The 17,944-nt window shown below is 61.8% G+C and carries 13 protein-coding genes; all 13 read right to left on the bottom strand.

Translation table 11 applies throughout. The features are described from left to right. Window positions 1-2: 2 nt before the first annotated feature. The 13 genes from ACA063_RS06950 to ACA063_RS06890 all read right to left on the bottom strand — a co-directional run bounded on the left by ACA063_RS06950 (window position 3) and on the right by ACA063_RS06890 (window position 17,918). Window positions 3-830, bottom strand: coding sequence for an ABC transporter permease (locus ACA063_RS06950; protein ID WP_497665283.1), 828 nt, complete (start codon window positions 828-830; stop codon window positions 3-5). Window positions 831-833: 3 nt separating this feature from the next. After that, entirely contained in the window at window positions 834-1,793 is a 960-nt protein-coding gene (locus ACA063_RS06945; protein WP_497665282.1) for an ABC transporter permease, read from the bottom strand. A 161-nt stretch (window positions 1,794-1,954) separates the two neighbouring features. After that, window positions 1,955-3,556, bottom strand: coding sequence for an ABC transporter substrate-binding protein (locus tag ACA063_RS06940; protein WP_497665281.1), 1,602 nt, complete (start codon window positions 3,554-3,556; stop codon window positions 1,955-1,957). Window positions 3,557-3,663: 107 nt separating this feature from the next. Further along, complete coding sequence (locus ACA063_RS06935) at window positions 3,664-5,079, bottom strand: aldehyde dehydrogenase family protein (protein ID WP_497665280.1); 1,416 nt, start codon at window positions 5,077-5,079, stop codon at window positions 3,664-3,666. After that, window positions 5,072-6,262: a pyridoxal phosphate-dependent aminotransferase gene (locus tag ACA063_RS06930; protein ID WP_497665279.1), complete on the bottom strand. Its 1,191-nt coding sequence runs from the start codon at window positions 6,260-6,262 to the stop codon at window positions 5,072-5,074. The genes ACA063_RS06935 and ACA063_RS06930 overlap by 8 nt, the downstream gene beginning before the upstream one ends. 36 nt (window positions 6,263-6,298) lie before the next feature. After that, window positions 6,299-7,906, bottom strand: a complete 1,608-nt coding sequence (locus ACA063_RS06925; RefSeq protein WP_497666482.1) for a 5-guanidino-2-oxopentanoate decarboxylase — start codon at window positions 7,904-7,906, stop codon at window positions 6,299-6,301. Between the two features lie 10 nt (window positions 7,907-7,916). Further along, entirely contained in the window at window positions 7,917-10,016 is a 2,100-nt protein-coding gene (locus tag ACA063_RS06920; RefSeq protein WP_497665278.1) for an acetate--CoA ligase family protein, read from the bottom strand. An 18-nt stretch (window positions 10,017-10,034) separates the two neighbouring features. Then, on the bottom strand, window positions 10,035-11,195 hold the full coding sequence (locus ACA063_RS06915; RefSeq protein WP_497665277.1) for an acyl-CoA dehydrogenase family protein: 1,161 nt from the start codon (window positions 11,193-11,195) through the stop codon (window positions 10,035-10,037). A 52-nt stretch (window positions 11,196-11,247) separates the two neighbouring features. Continuing rightward, window positions 11,248-12,039, bottom strand: a complete 792-nt coding sequence (locus ACA063_RS06910) for an enoyl-CoA hydratase/isomerase family protein (RefSeq protein WP_497665276.1) — start codon at window positions 12,037-12,039, stop codon at window positions 11,248-11,250. A gap of 504 nt (window positions 12,040-12,543) precedes the next feature. Further along, window positions 12,544-13,956: an amino acid permease gene (locus tag ACA063_RS06905; protein ID WP_497665275.1), complete on the bottom strand. Its 1,413-nt coding sequence runs from the start codon at window positions 13,954-13,956 to the stop codon at window positions 12,544-12,546. A 208-nt stretch (window positions 13,957-14,164) separates the two neighbouring features. Further along, window positions 14,165-16,426 (bottom strand): ATP-binding protein, encoded by a 2,262-nt coding sequence (locus tag ACA063_RS06900; protein WP_497665274.1) that lies wholly within the window; start codon window positions 16,424-16,426, stop codon window positions 14,165-14,167. Beyond that, entirely contained in the window at window positions 16,423-17,196 is a 774-nt protein-coding gene (locus ACA063_RS06895) for a substrate-binding periplasmic protein (protein ID WP_497665273.1), read from the bottom strand. Before ACA063_RS06895 ends, ACA063_RS06900 begins: the two co-directional genes overlap by 4 nt. 5 nt (window positions 17,197-17,201) lie before the next feature. Continuing rightward, window positions 17,202-17,918 carry a response regulator gene (locus ACA063_RS06890; RefSeq protein ID WP_497665272.1) on the bottom strand — a complete coding sequence of 239 codons (717 nt, stop codon included), beginning with the start codon at window positions 17,916-17,918 and terminating at the stop codon, window positions 17,202-17,204. Window positions 17,919-17,944 lie beyond the last annotated feature (26 nt).

The following is a 17,944-nucleotide window of genomic DNA, read 5'->3' as shown; positions in this document are numbered from 1 at the left end:
GTTCAGCACTCCTTGAGGCCGCTGGATTTATGCAGCATCCAGTCGACGACGAAGTTCACGCTGACGGTGATCAACGCCACCGCCAGGGCTGGCAGCAATGGACTGATGTCGCCGAAGGTAATCAGCACCGCGTTGTCGCGCACCATGCTGCCCCAATCGGCGGTCGGCGGTTGAATGCCCAGGCCGAGAAAGGACAGCGCGCTGATGAACAAAAACACAAAGCAGAATCGCAGGCCGAATTCGGCAATCAAGGGGGCGGCGGCGTTGGGCAACACTTCGCGCGTCACCAGCCACCACAGGCCTTCACCCCGCAGGCGCGCGGCTTCGACGAAGTCCTGCACCACCACGTTCATCGCCACTGCCCGTGACAGGCGGAACACCCGAGTGGCGTCCAGCAGGGCGATCACCAGCACCAGCGACGTAGCCGTGGTGCCGACCACGCTGAGGATCAGCAAGGCGAAGATCAACTGCGGAATCGCCATCAGGATGTCCACCACCCGCGACAATCCCTGATCCACCCAACCACCCTTGATCGCAGCGATCAACCCGCTCAAGCCGCCGAGCAGGAACGCCAGCGTCGTGGTCAGGAAGGCGATGCCCAGGGTATTGCGCGCACCGTAGAGCAGGCGGCTCAACATGTCGCGACCGAGGTTGTCGGTGCCCAGCAGGAACTGGCTGCTCCAGGGCGCAAAACCTTCGCCCACCACCTGGGTTTCGCCATAGGGCGCCAGGATCGGGGCGAACAGCGCGACGAGGATGTACAGGACGATCACCAGCAGGCCGAACTTGGCGCTCGCAGGCGCCCGGAATATCTGTTTGAGCAGGCTCATGTACTACCCCTTCGGATGCATCAGGCGTGGGTTGCTGGCGATGGACAGCACATCGGCGGAGGTGTTGAGCAGGATGTAGGTCGCGGCGAAAATCAGGCTGCACGCCTGAACCACCGGGATGTCGCGCTTGGCCACCGAGTCCACCAGTAATTGGCCGAGGCCCGGATAGACGAACACCACTTCGACCACCACCACGCCCACCACCAGGTACGCGAGGTTCAGCGCGACCACGTTGACGATGGGCGCCAGGGCGTTGGGTAAAGCGTGACGGAAGATGATGCGGGACTGGCTGATGCCTTTGAGCCGCGCCATCTCGATGTAGGGGCTGGCCAACAGGTTGATCAACGAGGCGCGCGTCATGCGCATCATCTGCGCAATCACCACCAGGCTCAGGGTGGCGACTGGCAACACCGAACGTTCCAGTATCGTGCCCAGCGAGGCGTCGGGCGCGAGGTTGGAGATGCTCGGGAACCAGTTGAGCTTTACCGCGAACACCAGGATCAGGAGATAGGCAACGAAGAACTCGGGAAACGACACCGCGCTCAAGGCCGAGGTGTTGAGCACGCGGTCGAACCAGCTGTTGCGATAGAGCGCTGCGAGCATGCCCAGCAACAGGGCCAGCGGCACTGACACCAGCGCGGCCAGCAGCGCCAGGCTGAAGGTGTTGCCCAGGCGCGAAGCGACGAGATCGGCGATGGGCCGTTGATTGGCCAGGGAGACGCCAAGATCACCTTGCACCACGTTCCAGATCCAGTGCCCGAAGCGGGTGAGCGGTGGGAGGTCCAGACCCAGTTGAGTGCGATAGGCCGCCACGGTTTCCGGCGTGGCGGACTGGCCGAGCATGGCCTGGGCGATGTCTCCCGGGAGCATGCCGACGGCCAGGAAAATGATGACCGATACCGCGAACAGCGATAACAGGCCGAGTGCCAGACGTTGCGCCAGCAATTTTAAAATACTGTTCATCGTGCAGTTCCTTGAAGTGGGCACGCTATTGCACACAGCAAATTTCTAATGTGGGAGCGAGCCTGCTCGCGATGGTTTTACATTCAACATGGGCGTTGAATGACACACCGCTTCGCGAGCAAGCCCGCTCCCACATTTGATCTTCGGTGGTCGGAAGATCTTTACGCCTGCCACCAGCGCTCGATGACGCGCAGGCCGTCCAGTTCGCCATACGGCGCGGTTTGTCCGCCATGCGCGACCCGTTTTGAACGCGCCGCCACTGAACTGGCGAACAACGGCACGATCGCCCCGCCGTCATCCCGGCACAGCGACTGCATTTCGTTGTACATCTCGCGACGCAGCGGCTCGTTCATCTCGCCCCGGGCAGCGTTGAGCAACTGGTTGAAGCGCGAGTTGTCCCAGTGCGTTTCGTTCCAGGCGGCGCCCTTGGCGTAACCGATGCTGAACATGCGGTCGGCCGTCAGGCTGCTGTACCAGAACGAAGTGGTGAACGGCTGTTTCATCCAGACGTTGGAGAAGTAGCCATCGACGGGTTCGCGGACCACATCAATGTCGATCCCTGCCTGGCGTGCCTGCTCCTTGAACAGGACCGATGCATCCACCGCGCCGGAGTAAGCGGCGTCGGAGGCTTGCAAGCGGACTTTCAGAGAATCGACACCGGCCTGGCGCAAGTAGAAACGCGACTTGTCCGGGTCGTAGGTCCGTTGTTCCAGCGCTGTGTTGATGAAACGGCTGCCGGGCTGGATCGGGTGATCGTTACCCACCAGGCCATAGCCATACAGCACCGACGCCAGCAGCGTCTCGCGGTTGACGGCGTGTTTCATGGCCATGCGAACATTGTTGTCCTGGAACTGCTGGGCGTCGCACAGCATCGGGAAGGTGTAGTGCTGGGCGCCTTTGGTTTCTTCGATCACCAGGTTTGGATTGCGCTTGAGCAATGCCACGGTTTTCAGGTCGACCTTGTTGATCACATCGACCTGCCCGGTGACCAGCGCATTGATGCGCGCGGCGCCGTCGGCAATCCCAAGCAGTTCGGCACTGGCGAAATGCGCGCGGCCAGGTTTCCAGTAGTCGGGGCTGCGCTCCAGGCCCATGCGCACACCCGGTTCGAAATCCTTGAGGCGATAGCCACCGGTACCGATGCCGGCCTGCCAATCCGGCACGCCGTCTTTGCTCGGCATGATCACCAGATGGTAATCGGCGACCACATACGAGAAGTCGGCGTTACCCGAGTGCAATTCGAACACCACGCTGTCGGTGCCTTGGGCGCTGACCTTGGCGACGTCGCCCAATACAGTCTTGGCGGCGGACGTGGATTTTTCACCGAGGTGATGCTGGATCGAAGCAACGACGTCCTCGGCCGTCAGGGTTTTGCCGTTGTGGAAGGTCACGCCCGGACGCAACTTGAAGGTCCAGATGCGTGCGTCCGGTGTCGAGGTCCAGCTCTCGGCCAGTTCCGGAATTGCCGTGCCGTCCACGGCGATTTCGGTGAGGGTGTTATAGATCGCGGAGAAGCCGACGAAGGTGAAGGTATCGACCCAGGTGCCGGGGTCCCGAGAGTCCGTGGTGCTGCCACCGGCCAGCCCGAGGCGCAAGACGCCGCCTGGTTTTGGCGTTGCTTCCTCGGCGAAGGCCCCCATCGGCAAGCCCATGGAAAACGCGCCGGCGACTGCTGCTGCCGTGGCGCTGTATTTCAGAAAGTCTCTGCGAGGAAAACTGAAAGTCTGGTTCGCTTGAGTAATTTTGTTGTTGTTATCGCTCATTGCATTGCCCCTGATCAAACGCTGCCAAAAGTAATGAAATATCGGTTCGAAACCACGCAAAGCACCGGGCCCTGGCCCGGTGCGTCAATCGTTTACCTCATCAGGACTCACACCTGAATCGCCTTCACTTCGACGAATTCGTTGAGCCCCTCCTCCCCCCATTCACGGCCATTGCCCGATTGTTTGTAGCCACCGAACGGCGCTTGATAATTGAACGCCGCGCCATTGAGAAAGCACTGCCCCGCGCGCAGTTGCCGCCCCAGGTTCAAGGCCCGCTCGTGACTGCCGGCCCAGACACCGCTGGACAGGCCGAACGGTGAATCGTTGGCGATCTGGATTGCCTGCGCTTCGTCGTCGTAGGGAATCAGGCACAGCACCGGGCCGAAAATTTCTTCCTGGGCGATGCGCATGCGGTTATCGACATCCGCGAACACCGTCGGACTGACATAGAAACCGCGCTCGAATTCTTGCGCCGCTTCGCCACCGCACACCAATCGCGCACCTTCCTGCAGACCGGTCTGGATGTAATCGAGTACCGTGCGCCGTTGGGCCGCCGAACACATCGGCCCGAGGAAGCTTTGCGGGTCCAGCGGATCACCCATGCTCAAGCTTTGGGTTTCGGCAATCGCCAGTTCCACGGCTTCGGCGTAGCGACTGGCCGGCAGCAACATGCGGGTCAACGCGGTGCAGGTCTGCCCGGAGTTGATCATCACGTCCTGCACGCCGTAGCGCACGGCGGCGGCCAGGTCGGCGTCCTCGGCAATCAGCAGCGCCGACTTGCCCCCCAGTTCCAGGCATACGCGCTTGACCGAAGGTGCCGCAGCTTGCGCCACCCGTACGCCCGCGCCGGTGGAGCCGGTGAACGACACCATGTCCACGTCCGGGTGTTTGGCCAGGGCTTCACCGACCTTCGAACCGGGCCCGCTGACCAGGTTGAACACGCCCGCCGGCAAGCCGATCGCTTCAATCATCTGCGCCAGCAAAAACGCGTGCAACGGGGTTTCCTGACTGGGCTTGACCACCACGGTGCAACCGGCGGCGAGTGCCGGGGCGAGTTTGCCGATCAGTTGGTGCAGCGGGTAATTCCACGGATTGATGAACGCGCACACGCCCACCGCTTCGCGAATCACCAACGAGTTGCCGACCTCGCGCACTTCGTCCATCAGGCCTGCGAGTTCGATGTATTGCTCGAGCCCTTCGATCGGCCCGTCGACCTGAACCGAACGGCACCATTGCACCGGCATCCCCAGCTCGGCGGTGATCACCGAGGCCATCTCGTCGGCACGTTGACGCAGTTGCTCGGCGAGGGCGCGAATGTAGCCGGCGCGTACGTTCGAAGGCGTGCGCGACCATGAAACAAAGGCGCGACGGGCGGCGGCTACCGCGTGGTCGACATCGCGCTCATCGCCCAGCGGCACCGACCCTGCGACGGCTTCGGTGGCCGGGTTGATGACCTCGGCGATACCTTGCCCAGACGGGGTCTGCCAGCGGCCATCGATAAACAGTGTGGTGTAGTCATGCATAAATCGGCGTCTCCATCAGTTCACTGGCACAACGTGCGATGCGCTGGCAGGCATCACTCAAGGCTTGCGCGTTCACCACCAGCCCCAAGCGAATATGCCCGGCCGCGCTCGGGCCGAACGCTTCACCGGCCAGCACCGAGACGCCATGACGGTCGAGCAGGCGATTGGCGAAGGCCTGTGCGCTAAGCCCGGTGTCACGAATGTCGACCATCACGAACATCCCGCCATCAGGTTTCAAGGCACGCAGACCCCGGCAATCGGCGAGGCTTTCGCAGACCAGGTCGCGGCGCTGGCGATAGGCTTCACGCATGGCGTCGAGCTCTGGAAGCTGGCTGTCCAGCGCCACGATAGCGGCGTCCTGGATGAAGTCGGGTGAGCCGTACAGCATGCACAGCGCGAGGTTTTCCAGGTGCGTGGACAGCGCTGGCGGCGCGACCACCCAACCCACGCGCCAACCAGTCATGGCGTGGGATTTCGACAGGCTGTTGAGCGTCGCGGTGCGCTCAGCCATGCCCGGCAAACTGGCCGGACTGATGTGCTCACCCTCGAACAGCAATTCGCTGTAGACCTCATCGGAAATCAGCCACAGGTCGTGGGCGATGCACAGTTCGGCCAGTGCCTGCCACGTGCTCCGCGGGAGGCTGGCACCGGACGGGTTGTGCGGGCTGTTCAGCGCCAGGGCGCGAGTGCGCGGAGTGATGCGCGCCGCGACGTCTTCGGGCAACACCCGAAAGCCATTTTCCGGACGCACCGGCACCGGAATCACCACCGCCCCGCACGCCCCGAACACCGCTTCGTAGGTCACGTACATCGGCTCGGCGACGATCACTTCATCCCCGGGGTTGAGCACGCACTGGGCGACGCAAAACAGTGCGCATTGGGCGCCGGCCAACACCGTGACTTCATCGGCAGATACGGCCTGACCGCTGCGCTGCTGATGACGCCGGGCGATGCTTTCACGCAGGGCACGTTTGCCACGGACATCGGCGTAGTGAGTGTTGCCGTTCAACAAGCTGTCGATGGCGGCCTGAACGATCGGCACCGGTGTGTCGAAATCCGGATCGCCCACCGACAGCAGCAGGATGTCTTCGCCCTGCTCTTGCAGTGCCAGGGCGCGGTAATGAATGTCCCACGCGGCAGCACCGTCACCGGAGATTCGTTGTGTCAGATCGGAAAAGCGCATGGCCTGCTCCTTTTGAAAAGCGCCGAAAAATGGAAATCAATGCGCACAGGCATGCTTGAGTTCGATCAGCGTGACGCCGTTACGCTTGAAGCCATGGCGCAAATCGGTTTGCAGTTCGGCCAGGCTTTGCGGCTGGGTCACGGTGCAACCGAACGCGCGGCCCAGGGCGGCAAAGTCCGGATTGCGTGGCAGCACGCCGATCGGCTCGATGTCCAGGCCCAGCATGTCGTCGCGAATCTGCCCCAGGGCGTCGTTGTTCCACAGCAGCACCACCAGCGGGCTGTCCAGTTCCTCCACCGCCGTCGCCAGTTCCTGTGCGGTGTAGAGAAAACCACCGTCGCCGACCAGCACCAGGCCAGGTCGCGTTGGCGCACCGAACTTGGCGCCGATACCCGCCGGCAGGCCATAACCCAAGGTGCCGTAGCCGGTCGGGTGCAACCAGCTGCGCGGCGCCAGGCTGTCGAAGGCGTAATTGCCGGTGTAGGCGAGCTGGGTCATGTCGGTGCTGATGAAGGCATTGAGCGGCAACTCGGCAGCGACGCGCTCGAGAATGGCCTGGTGAATCGACTGCAACGGACCGTGGCCGTTTTTGACGGCCTCACGCAACCGGGTGACCGCGTCAATCGCCGCCGAGGCATCGCGGGGTGCGGAGGGCAGGCGCTCAATCAAGCCCGCGAGGGTCTGCTGCGCATCGCCTTGCAGCGCCACCGCGCAGGGGTAGAAGTCGTTGAACTTGCGCGGGTCGATGTCCACGCGCAGCAGTTGGGCGTTGAGCGGCAAGCGCTCGCGCCAGAAATCGGTATCGGCCATTTCAGTACCGACTGCCAACACCACATCAGCTTCGGCGATCAGGTTCCAGCCAGGCTCCACGCACAGGGACGAGCCGGCGTTGAGCGGCGCGTCCGGTGGCAGCAAGCCTTTGCCTGCAACGCTGGTGAACAATGGCGCGGCCAACTGGGTGCTCAGTGTCTGCAGTTCCTGCGCCGCATTGAGTGCGCCGCCACCGGCAATGATCATCGGCCGTTTGGCGTTTTGCAGCGTGGCGACGGCTTCGTCCAATGCGCGGGTCGAAGCCGGGCCACGACCCGGACGGCGCACAACGTCATTACTCCAGTCGCGGGTCACTTGCGCTGACAGCACGTCCAGCGGTACCGAGATGTGCACCGGGCGCGGGCGTTCGCTGTCGAACACGGCGTAGGCACGGGCGATCAGCTCGGGCAGGTCCTCGGCGCTTAACGCAACCGCCGAGAACGCCGTGATCGGCGCGGTCATGGCGCGCTGATCCTGGGTTTCGTGCAGGCATCCCCAGCCTTTTCCGAGGCTGGCCGTGTGGTTGACGCTGGAGATCACCAGCATCGGAATCGAGTCGGCGTACGCCTGGCCGATACCGGTCGCGGCGTTGGTCACGCCCGGCCCGGTGATGATGAAGCACACACCCGGTTTGCCACTGACGCGGGCATACCCGTCGGCCATGAAACTGGCGCCTTGTTCATGGCGGGTCAGGACGTGGCGAATGCCGCTGCCCGGCAGGCCGCGATACAGTTCCAGCGTGTGCACGCCGGGAATGCCGAACACGGTGTCGACGCCGTAGTTGGCCAGCAGACGGACCAGGGCCTGGCCGCCGGTCAATGTCGTGGTTTGCATGTTCATATCCTCACTCGTGGCCAAGGCGAATCAACGCGTCGACCGCAGTCGTGCCATGGGCACCGACCAACAATGGGTTCACATCGAGTTCCAGCAATTGATCGGCGTTCTCGCAGGCGTAATCGGCCACCGCGCGAATGGCCCCGACCAGCGCCTCCAGGTCAGCCGCTTCACGACCGCGAAAACCTTGCAGCAATGCGGCACTGCGCAGGCTCAGCAACGCGGCGCGAATGGCACCATCGGTGGTCGGCAGCAGCAGGCTGCGACTGTCCTTGAGCAGCTCCACCAGAATGCCGCCAGCGCCGATCACGAGCGCCAGGCCGAAGTCATTTTCGCGTTTGATGCCGACGATCAATTCAGCCAGTGGCGCTGACGCCATGGGTTCCAGCAACACCTGATCGAAGGGCACCTGCGGCGCGTAATCGGCGATGCTCGCGCGCATCTTTTCCAGCGCGGCGGTCAGGGCTGCGCCATCCTTCAAATTGAGTGCGACGGCACCGGCTTCGGTTTTGTGCGGCAGCTGCGCGCTGACGGCTTTGAGCACCAGCGGGTAACCCAACGCGTTGGCGTCGGTCAGTGCCTTTTCCGGCGTGCTCAGTACACCGTTGGGTGTCGGCAGGCCGAAGGCACGCAGCGCCTGTTTGGAGTCCCACTCGTTGAGCAAGCGACCCTCCCCCTCCAGTGCCTGTGGGCACAACGGCACGAGTGCCGATTCACCCAGCGCGAGCAGCGCCTCACGGTTGCGCTGATAACCGGCGATCAGTCCCCAGGCGGTCAGCCCATCTTCCACACCTTGCAGCGCAGCGACGCCTCGGGCATGCAGCAATTCACGCGCGCTGGCTGGCAGCAGTTCAGGGAAGGCCGAGGTGACAAAACCAGTCTTGCCGTGACGGACCAGCGCGGCGCAGTAAAGCTCCAGCAACAGGTCGCATTCCTTGCGTTCACCGGTGGACTCCGTCGGGTAATCGAGCACCAGCATGGCCGCATCGGCCTCGGTGCGCAGGGCGCTGTCGAGCATGCGGTTCAGGGCTTCGCCGTCACCCCAGATCGCCGTGGTGAAATCCAGCGGATTGACCAGGTTGGCGTAGCTCGGCAGAACCTGGGCCAGCTCTTCGCGCTGAGCTTCATCGAGCTTGGGCAACGTCAGGTCGTTGCGTTCGGCATAGTCGGCAATCAGCCCGGCGTCGCCACCGGAACAGGCCAGTGCAATCAGGCTATTGCCCGAGGGCAATTTTCCGCACGCAGCGGCCTTGAGCGTTTCGACAAAGCTCACCGGGCCACTGACGCGGATCACGCCAAGACGTGCGAAAAGGCTGTCGTACAGCGCATCGGAACCGGACAGCGAACTGGTGTGGCTGAGCGCGAGTTCGGCGCCGATCTGCGACACACCGGTTTTCAGGGCAATAATCGGAATGCCCTTTTCCAGCGCCTTGTGCGCGGCCCGGGCAAATCCCGGAACGTTTTTCAGCCCTTCCATGTGCAGGCCGATGGCGGTGACCCGAGGTTCGTCTAGCAGCACGTCCATCAATTCAGCGACGCCCAGTTGTGCCTGATTACCCACCGACGCCATGTACGCAACCGGCAGCGAGCGGTCGCTCATGGACAGGTTGTAGGCAAAGTTGCCGCTCTGGGTCAGCACGGCGACACCCTTCTCCACCGGCTTGCCGCCATGGGCCACCGGCCATAACGCCGAGCTGTGCAGGTAGTCGAGCAGGCCGTAGCAGTTGGGACCGAGCAGGGCCATGTCGCCGGCCGCCTCAAGCAACTGTTGCTGCAGGGCCTGACCTTGCGCGCCGGTCTCGGCGAACCCGGAGGCGTAACAGATGGCGCCGCCCGCGCCCTTTGCCGCCAGCTGCGCCACGGCGGTCAGGGTCAGCTCGCGATTGGTGGCGACGAACACCGCGTCCGGGCCACAGGGCAGATCTGCGATGCTGCGCACACAGGGCACACCTTCAAGGCTTTCATGTTGCGGATTCACCAGCCACATTTGCCCCTGGTAGCCACCTTCGGCACAGCGCTTGAGCGCGCGCGCCATGCTGCGGCCACCGACGAACGCCAGGTGGCGCGGCGCAAGCAGGCGTTTGAGGTTTTCACGAATAGTCTGCGACATGCTTGTTCTCCAGGCCGGTCAGCGCAGCAGCGGCCGCAGTAGCTCGCGGGAAATGATGTGACGCTGGATTTCCGAGGTGCCTTCCCAGATCCGCTCGATCCGCGCGTTACGCCAGATACGCTCCACCGGTCCTTCATCCATCAGGCCCATGCCGCCGAAGATCTGCACCGCCTCATCAGCCGCGCGACCGAGCACTTCACTGGCGAACAGTTTGGCCATGCCGGCCTCGCCGTCGGTCATGGTGCCCTGGTCCATTTTCCAGGCGGTGTGCAGGGTCAGAAGCTCTGCCGCGCGAATCTGCGTGGCCATGTCCGCGAGCTTGAACGAGATGCCCTGGTAGCTACCGATCGGCTGCCCGAACTGCTTGCGATCCGCCGCCCATTGCAGCGACACGTCGAGTGCCCGCTGGGCCTGGCCGACGCAGTTGGCGGCGACCATCACGCGCCCGGCCGTCAGCCAGGCGTTGGCCACTTCCCAGCCCTTGCCGACTTCACCCAGGACTTTGCTCGCGGGTACGCGGCAGTCGTCGAAGAACATTTCGAAGGTGTGGTAACCGCGGTTGCTCACGCATTTGGGGCCACGGCGGATGGTCATGCCCGGCGTGTCGCGATCCACCAGGAACGAGGTCACGGCGTTGCGCTTTTTGCCGTTGTGTTCGTAGGTGTCGGTGACCGCAAAAACGATGGCGAAATCGGCGTGGCCAGCGTGGCTGATGAAGTGCTTGCTGCCGTTCAGGACGAAGTCATCACCGTCGCGCACGGCACGGGTTTTGATCGCATTGGCATCAGAACCGGCACCCGGTTCGGTGAGCGCGAAGCAGTCGATTTTCTCGCCTTGAATGCACGGCAGCAGGTAGTCGCCAATCTGGCTGCCGGTACACGCCATGAGGATTTTTGAAGGACGTGCAACGAACACGTGCAGCGCCCATGACACCTTGGACAGCTCCCGCTCGATCAGCGCCTGGGACAGGTAATCGAGACCGCCACCGCCGACTTCTTCCGGCATGTTGAAGGCATAGAATCCTGCGGCGATGGCCTTGCCGCGGATCTCGGCCGCCAATTCCGGGGAGACTTCGTCGGCACGATCAACCGCATCCTCGTGAGGCAGCAGCTCTTTGGCAACGAAGCTGCGTACTGCGTCCACCAACATTTCTTGTTCTTGGGTCAGTTGGAAATTCATGGGTGCTACCTGTTGTTCGTATGCGGGTTAGAGGTGCAAGGCAGAAGCGGTTTTATCGACCGACAAACCGGGCCGGGCGTTTTTCCACGGAAGCGCGCAAGGCCTCGGCGCCGTCCTCGCTGCGACCGCAGAGCAGGCCGGCGGCGAGCTCGGCTTGCAGTTGTTCCGGCAGGCTGCGCCGGTCGCCTTCGCGCATGAGTTTTTTGGTCTGGACGAAGGCGAAGGTCGGGCCGTGGGCCAGGCGGGTTGCCAACTCACCGGCGACGTCGAGCAGTTGCTCGTCGGCGCACACTTCACCCACCAGTCCGGTCGCCAGGGCACGGTCTGCCCCCCACAACTCATCGAGAAACAGCAGGCGCTTGGCTTGTTCGGTACCGATCAGGCGAGGCAGGTGCCAGCTGGCACCGGCGTCCGGGGAGTACGCCATGCTGGTGTAGCCGGCCTTGAAGCGTGCCGTTTGCGCGGCGATGCGCAGGTCGCAGCACAGCGTCAGGTCCATCCCGGCGCCCACAGCGGTGCCATTGATCGCAGCAATGGTCGGTTTTTCCAGGCTGTACAGCCGGCTCATCAGGGCGTGGGCGGTTTCGGTCCAGCCGTAGCTTTCGAGCGCGCCACGGGCTTCCGCTTCGGCCCATTCAGCGAGGTCGGCACCGGCACAGAAACTGCGGCCGCTGCCGGTCAAAACGACAACACGCACGGCAGGATCGGCGTTGAATTCGTCGAGCAGGGCGTGGAGGTTTTTCAGGGTCGGGATGTCCAGCGCGTTGCGCTGAGCGGTGCGATTGAGGGTGATCCAGGCAACGCCTGCTTCGACCTGGCTGAGCAAAGAAGGTTGAGTAGTCATTGCGAGTCCTCGAATTATTTTGATTGGAATGAGGTGATGCGACTTGCGGCCATACTAAACGAGTGTTCAGTAAGGCGGCAATTGGGGGGATGAACGGCTGTAACAGCTGCGCTAATAAACTATGTTTTTGTTTTTAAAGGCTTTTTTATTTGAAAAGGCGAAATCAGGGATGGGTTTGTTACAACTTTGAACAACTGGGTACACCAAGGGGCCAAATCCCCGATTGCTGATACCTGCGCCTCCCCCCTGTAGGAGCTGTCGAGTGAAACGAGGCTGCGATCTTTTGAACTTTCTTTTCTGCGGTCGATACCGTGGTTGCTGTGATTGCGAACGGAACGGCAAAAGTCAAAAGATCGCAGCCTCGTTTCACTCGACAGCTCCTACAGGGGATTGGGTTGGGTTGGGTTGGGTTGGGTTGGGTTGGGAGAGAGGGTCATCTCGATTTTGCGGACATAAAAAAACGCGACGGTCATCCGTCGCGTTTTTCAGTTTGCGCTTGCGCAGTTACACGGTCGGCAAGCTCGGCGCCAGCACGCCTTGGCGTTTACGGTAGATCAGGAAATAAGCGCTGTAGCAGACCATGATGAAACCAAAGCCCCAATACAGCGAAGGACGTTGCGTCTCATCCAGTGCCAGGAACACAAACAGCGAGCAGCACAGTGCAATACACGTCAGCGGAATCAGCGGGAACAACGGCGCACGGTATTTCAGGTCGCTGAGTTTTCCGCCATCACGCAGGAAGGCTTTGCGGAATTTGTACTGCGCCAGCGCGATGACGATCCAGGTCACGGTGCCCGACATGCCACTGACCGCCATCAACACCATGAACAACGTGTCCGCCGCAATGAAGCTGGTCATCAGTGACACGAGCGCGAAGCACAGGGTGATGCTCAGCGCCCGCAATGGCACGCCACGTTTGCTCAACGTCGACAGGCCTCTTGGCGCCATGCCGGTTTTCGACATGGCCCACAAAATGCGCGTCGACGCATACAGACCCGAGTTACCCACCGACAGAATCGCGGTAAGGATCACAAAGTTCATCAAGTCGGCGGCGTACGGAATGCCGACCATGTCGAACACCTGCACGAACGGACTTTCCATCAGCCCCGCCTGCTCCCACGGAACAATGGCCGAGAGCACCACGATGGCCAGCACATAGAATATCAACACACGAAACACGACATTGCGGACCGCACGGGGAATGCTTTTTTCCGGCTGATCGGTTTCGCCAGCCGCCACCCCCATGATTTCGCACCCCTGGAACGCGTAGACCACGGTCATCATCACCGCGAACACCGCCGACAGGCCGTGGGGGAACAGCGAGTCGCCCATCAGGTTCGTCAACAGAGGCGCCGGTGCGCCGCTGGTCAACGGGATAGCGCCGAAGATCACCAGGATACCGACCACGATGAACCCGAGAATCGCCGCGACCTTGATGCCGGAGAACCAGTACTCCGCCTCACCGAAGGCACGGGTCGCCAGCGCATTCAGGCCGAACAACACTGCCACGAACAATGCTGACCAGTACCAGATCGGGATGTCTGGAAACCAGCGCTGCATCAACATGCCTGCGGCGGTGAATTCCAGGCCGACGGTGGTGGCCCAGCTCATCCAGTACACCCAGCCAATCATGAAGCCTGTGGCCGGTCCGATGAATTTGGTGGCGTGGGTCTGGAAGGATCCCGACACTGGCATTTGTACGGACAGTTCGCCCAGGCAGACCATCACCAGGTACATCAGGAAACCGGCGACCAGGTAAGCCAGAATTGCGCCCACCGGGCCACTTTGATTGATGATGACGCCAGACCCCATGAACAATCCGGTGCCGATCACGCCGCCCAGCGACAACATGAAAATATGCCGGCTTTTCAGGGCTCGGGTGAGGTGGATGCCTTCGCGTTCGATAGTTTTGCTCATATCGGCACCTCAGTAATTGACGAGGTGCATGGCGAATGACAGGACGTCACGGCGCGGGGAAGAGTCAGCATTACGGCGTTTCATTATTATTATCTCCAATAAGCTTCGAAGACCGCTTGCGGCGGTTGCCGTCGATTATTGGAAGACCATGTAAGCTGGAGTTGTACGCAAGGATCAAAGATGTAAAAAGTCGTAACAAACTTGTACGTCAGGCGTGTAACAGTTCGCGCAAGGTCTGGCGGGAGTGCCGCAGTTGCTCATGAACCTGCGGTGCCAGCACTCGCAACGCCGCTTCGTCATTGATTATCGCCGCCTCCTCCAGCGCTCGCAGTACGTTGGCCAATGCGCGGAACCCAAGCGAATCGCTGCTGCCGGCCAACCGGTGCGCCAGGTGCGCGACCTCGGTGCAATCGCCGGCATCAATGGCTTCCGTCAGTGCTTCGCTGTGCTGCTTGATCGAGTCGCGCAACACCTCCAGCAAGCCCAGGAGTTTCTGTTCTCCGAGCAAGGTGCGATGCGTGTCCAGCAGCGGCCAATCCATCGCGTCGTCATCACGTTGCGGCACCGGCAACGGCAATTGACCGGACAATGCCTGACGCAGATTGTCGAGCTTCAGCGGTTTGGCGAGGATGGCGTCCATGCCGGCATCCAGGTAGCCGCGCACCAGGGCCGGCTGCACGCTGGCGGTCAGGGCGAAGATTCGGCTGTGGCGATTGGGCCCGTCCTCACTGCGCAGCTGTTTGCACAACTCGACGCCGCTGATGCCAGGCAAATGCACGTCGAGCAGGATCAAATCGAACCTCTGCGCAGTGCATAGCGTCAGTGCCTGCCGGGCTTCTTCGGCGAACCAGACCTGATGCCCGTCCCGCCGCAACAATCCGTTGACCACTTCGCGGTTCAGCGCCACGTCCTCGACCACCAGAATGTTCAGCGCGCGGCCCGGGACGCTGCTCAGCCTCACACTGGCCACCGCAGCGGTCGGTTGCAACGCCAGTTCAAACCAGAAACAGCTGCCCCGCCCGACTTCACTGTCAACGCCGATCCGCCCGCCCAACTGCTCCACCAGGTGCTTGCTGATCGCCAGCCCGAGCCCCGTGCCGCCGAAGCGTTGCGCGACTTCTTCACTGGCCTGGGTGAAGCGTTCGAAGATCTTTTCCTGCATCGCCGGCGCGATGCCGATACCGTTGTCGGTCACGCTCACGCGCAGCCACTGAGCAGCGTGATCAGAAACGGCAGGCAGCAGGATGACCTCCACCGTGACCTCGCCGCCTTCGGTGAACTTGATCGCATTCGCCAGCAAGTTACTGAGCACCTGACGCAGGAATTGCTCGGCCCCAAGATGTCGGTCCGCCACCTGGGGATCGACCCGGCATTGCAGCATCGTGTCGTTGCTCGATGCCCGTGGCTCAAGCAGCGTCAACACTTCGTCGAGCAATTGCCGCAGGGAAAAATTGACCGGCTCGGGATGACTTTCGCCCTCTTCCAGCCGGGCGAAATACAGCACCTCGTTGAGGATCGACAGCAACCCTTCGCCAGCCTTGTACAACGCATCCAGACGTTTGCCGTCGCGCTCGTCCAGACGGGCGTCGCGCAGCAATTCGGCCATACCAAGAATGCCGTTAAGCGGTGTGCGCAGTTCGTGGCTCATGGTCGCGAGGAAACGCGACTTGGCGAGATTGGCCGCTTCCGCTTCGTCCTTGGCGCGCATCAGGCTGGCGGTTCGGCGCTCGACCCTTCGCTGCAGTTCATCGCGGTTGGTCTGCAGGGCCAATCGATCGGTTTCGCGCCGGGCGATATCGCTGAGTATCGCTCGACGCATGTCGTCCAGCGCGTAGGCCACGGTGTCGATTTCGTCTTCGTCAGGGTGGCGCGCTTTATCCAGATGCAATGGCTCGTGCCATTCACCTACCGCGATACGGCGGGCGAAGTCGGCCATCACTTGCAGGTGCCGCGTGACCAAACGATAAAACAACCCCGACAGCGTCACGGCCAGTCCGCACAGAAACACGCTCATCCACAACAGGCTGGTCAACCCGGTGGTGTAAAGGCGTTCGTGCACCGCGCCAAGGTCAGTGCTGACTTCCAGCTGACCCAAATGGCGCAACGGCCCTGACGGAGGCTGGTAGTCCAGTTCAAAACGCTCGATACGTAATGGCCCCACCGGGTTCGGGTTACCTTGCAACAAATCAAAATCAGGGCTGATCAAGCGAACACGCGCCACGTCGGAAAAGTCCACCAGACCACGCAATTGCACATTCAGTTGATCCTGGTTCAGGTCCCAGAGACTGCGCTCGAGACTGGCCAGGTAGCCCGCGCGGATCAGCTCCATTCGCGAGTCGATTTCACGCATCTCGCGGCGGTATTCGAAGTACAGCTGCACGCTGCTCGCCAGCACGGTGAAGCACAGGCTGAACAACAGAATAAACAGCAGGAGACGCCGTAGCAGTCCGACCGGCCGCACTCGAATCATGGCGAGTTTGCCGGCAGGTTGATCATGTCGCGGTAGGTGATTTCACTTTCATGAAGCAAACGGTCGATCTCTCCTGAGTCGACCATGCGCTGCAACTGTGTGTCGATGTCCGGCATTCGGCTGGCCAGTGGAGAACGGCGTGATACGGCTACGCGCAGATAATCCACGCCAAAGGATTCGGGCAAGGCGACGATGTCCTGCGCCCCCGGCAAGGTCTCCACACGCATCTGTCCGGTGCGGCGCTCGGAAACGATGAAGTCGATGCGTCCGCGAATCAGTTTTCCGAAGTTCTGCCGGCTGTCAGAGACCCTTTCGAAGTTCTGATGCTCGGCGACGAAGCGGTCGAAAGCCACACCGTAGCTTTCACCGAACAACATCCCGCCCCGGTAGTTGGCCAGGTCTTCCAGGCGTTCGATCTTTACCGGGTGCTGGGGGTTGATGAACACGGCGACGTCTTCGCGCAACACCGGCACTGTCGAGAAAACCATGCGCTGCTCGCGCTCCGCGGTTTGGTACATCAGCACCACGTCGACCCGGCCCTCGGCAGCGTCCAGCACGCAGCGATTCCAGTTGTCGAGTTCGACGATCTCGACGTCGTAACCCAATTCCCCGAACAGTTTCTTGATGACATTGGGGGCGACGCCACGCACGTGTGTGCCATCGCTCCAGGAAATTGGCGGGTACACCGGGTAGTCGCAATAGCGAACTGTTTGCGCAGCCATCACATTGCAAGTCGCCAGCGTCAACAGCAGCCAAAACCATCGCCACATGGTGCTCAGGCCGCCGCGCTGGCGGTGAACAGATAACCGGCGCCATGGATGGTAATGATCAATTGCGGCTCGGCCGGGTCGTCGTGCAACTTGCGGCGCAAGCGTCCGACCAGCACGTCGATGGAGCGGTCGTTGGGCACCCATTCCCGGTTGCGGATCTGGTCCATCAACTGATCGCGGCTCAAGGTGTGGCCGCTGTTGCGCAGGAACACGCTGAGTAGCTGATACTCGCCGTGGGTGAGCAGGGTTTCGCAGCCGGTCTGGTCGATCAACCGTCGGCGATCGGTGTCTAGCGCCCAGGCCGCGAACTGTTTGACGGGCCGGGAAATGCTCGTCACCGGTTGCGGCGTATGGGCATGACGAACCCGGCGAATCAGGTTCTTCGCCCGGGAGACCAGTTCGCGTGGATTGAGGGGTTTGATCACGTAATCATCGGCGCCGCACTCAAGGCCGACGATACGATCGATTTCATCGTTGCGACCGGTGATCAGAATGATCCCGACCTCCGAGCGGACCCGCAGTTCTCGGGTCAGGGTCAGGCCGTCCTTGCCCGGCAAGCGGATATCGAGCATCACCAGGTCGACGGAATGGCTCGCCAGAAAGGTTTCGGCCAGTTCCGCGGTGGCGGCGCAATGCACTTCATAACCTTCCTGGGACAGGTAGGCCTGCAGCAGTTCGCGAATCAGCGGATCGTCGTCGACGATCAATACCCGAGGAGTCATCGCTAGGTGTCCTGCTTATGCCCGAA

It is taken from the genome of Pseudomonas sp. LBUM1643, from assembly GCF_059716215.1.
This window is presented reverse-complemented; position numbering and strand designations above follow the sequence as displayed.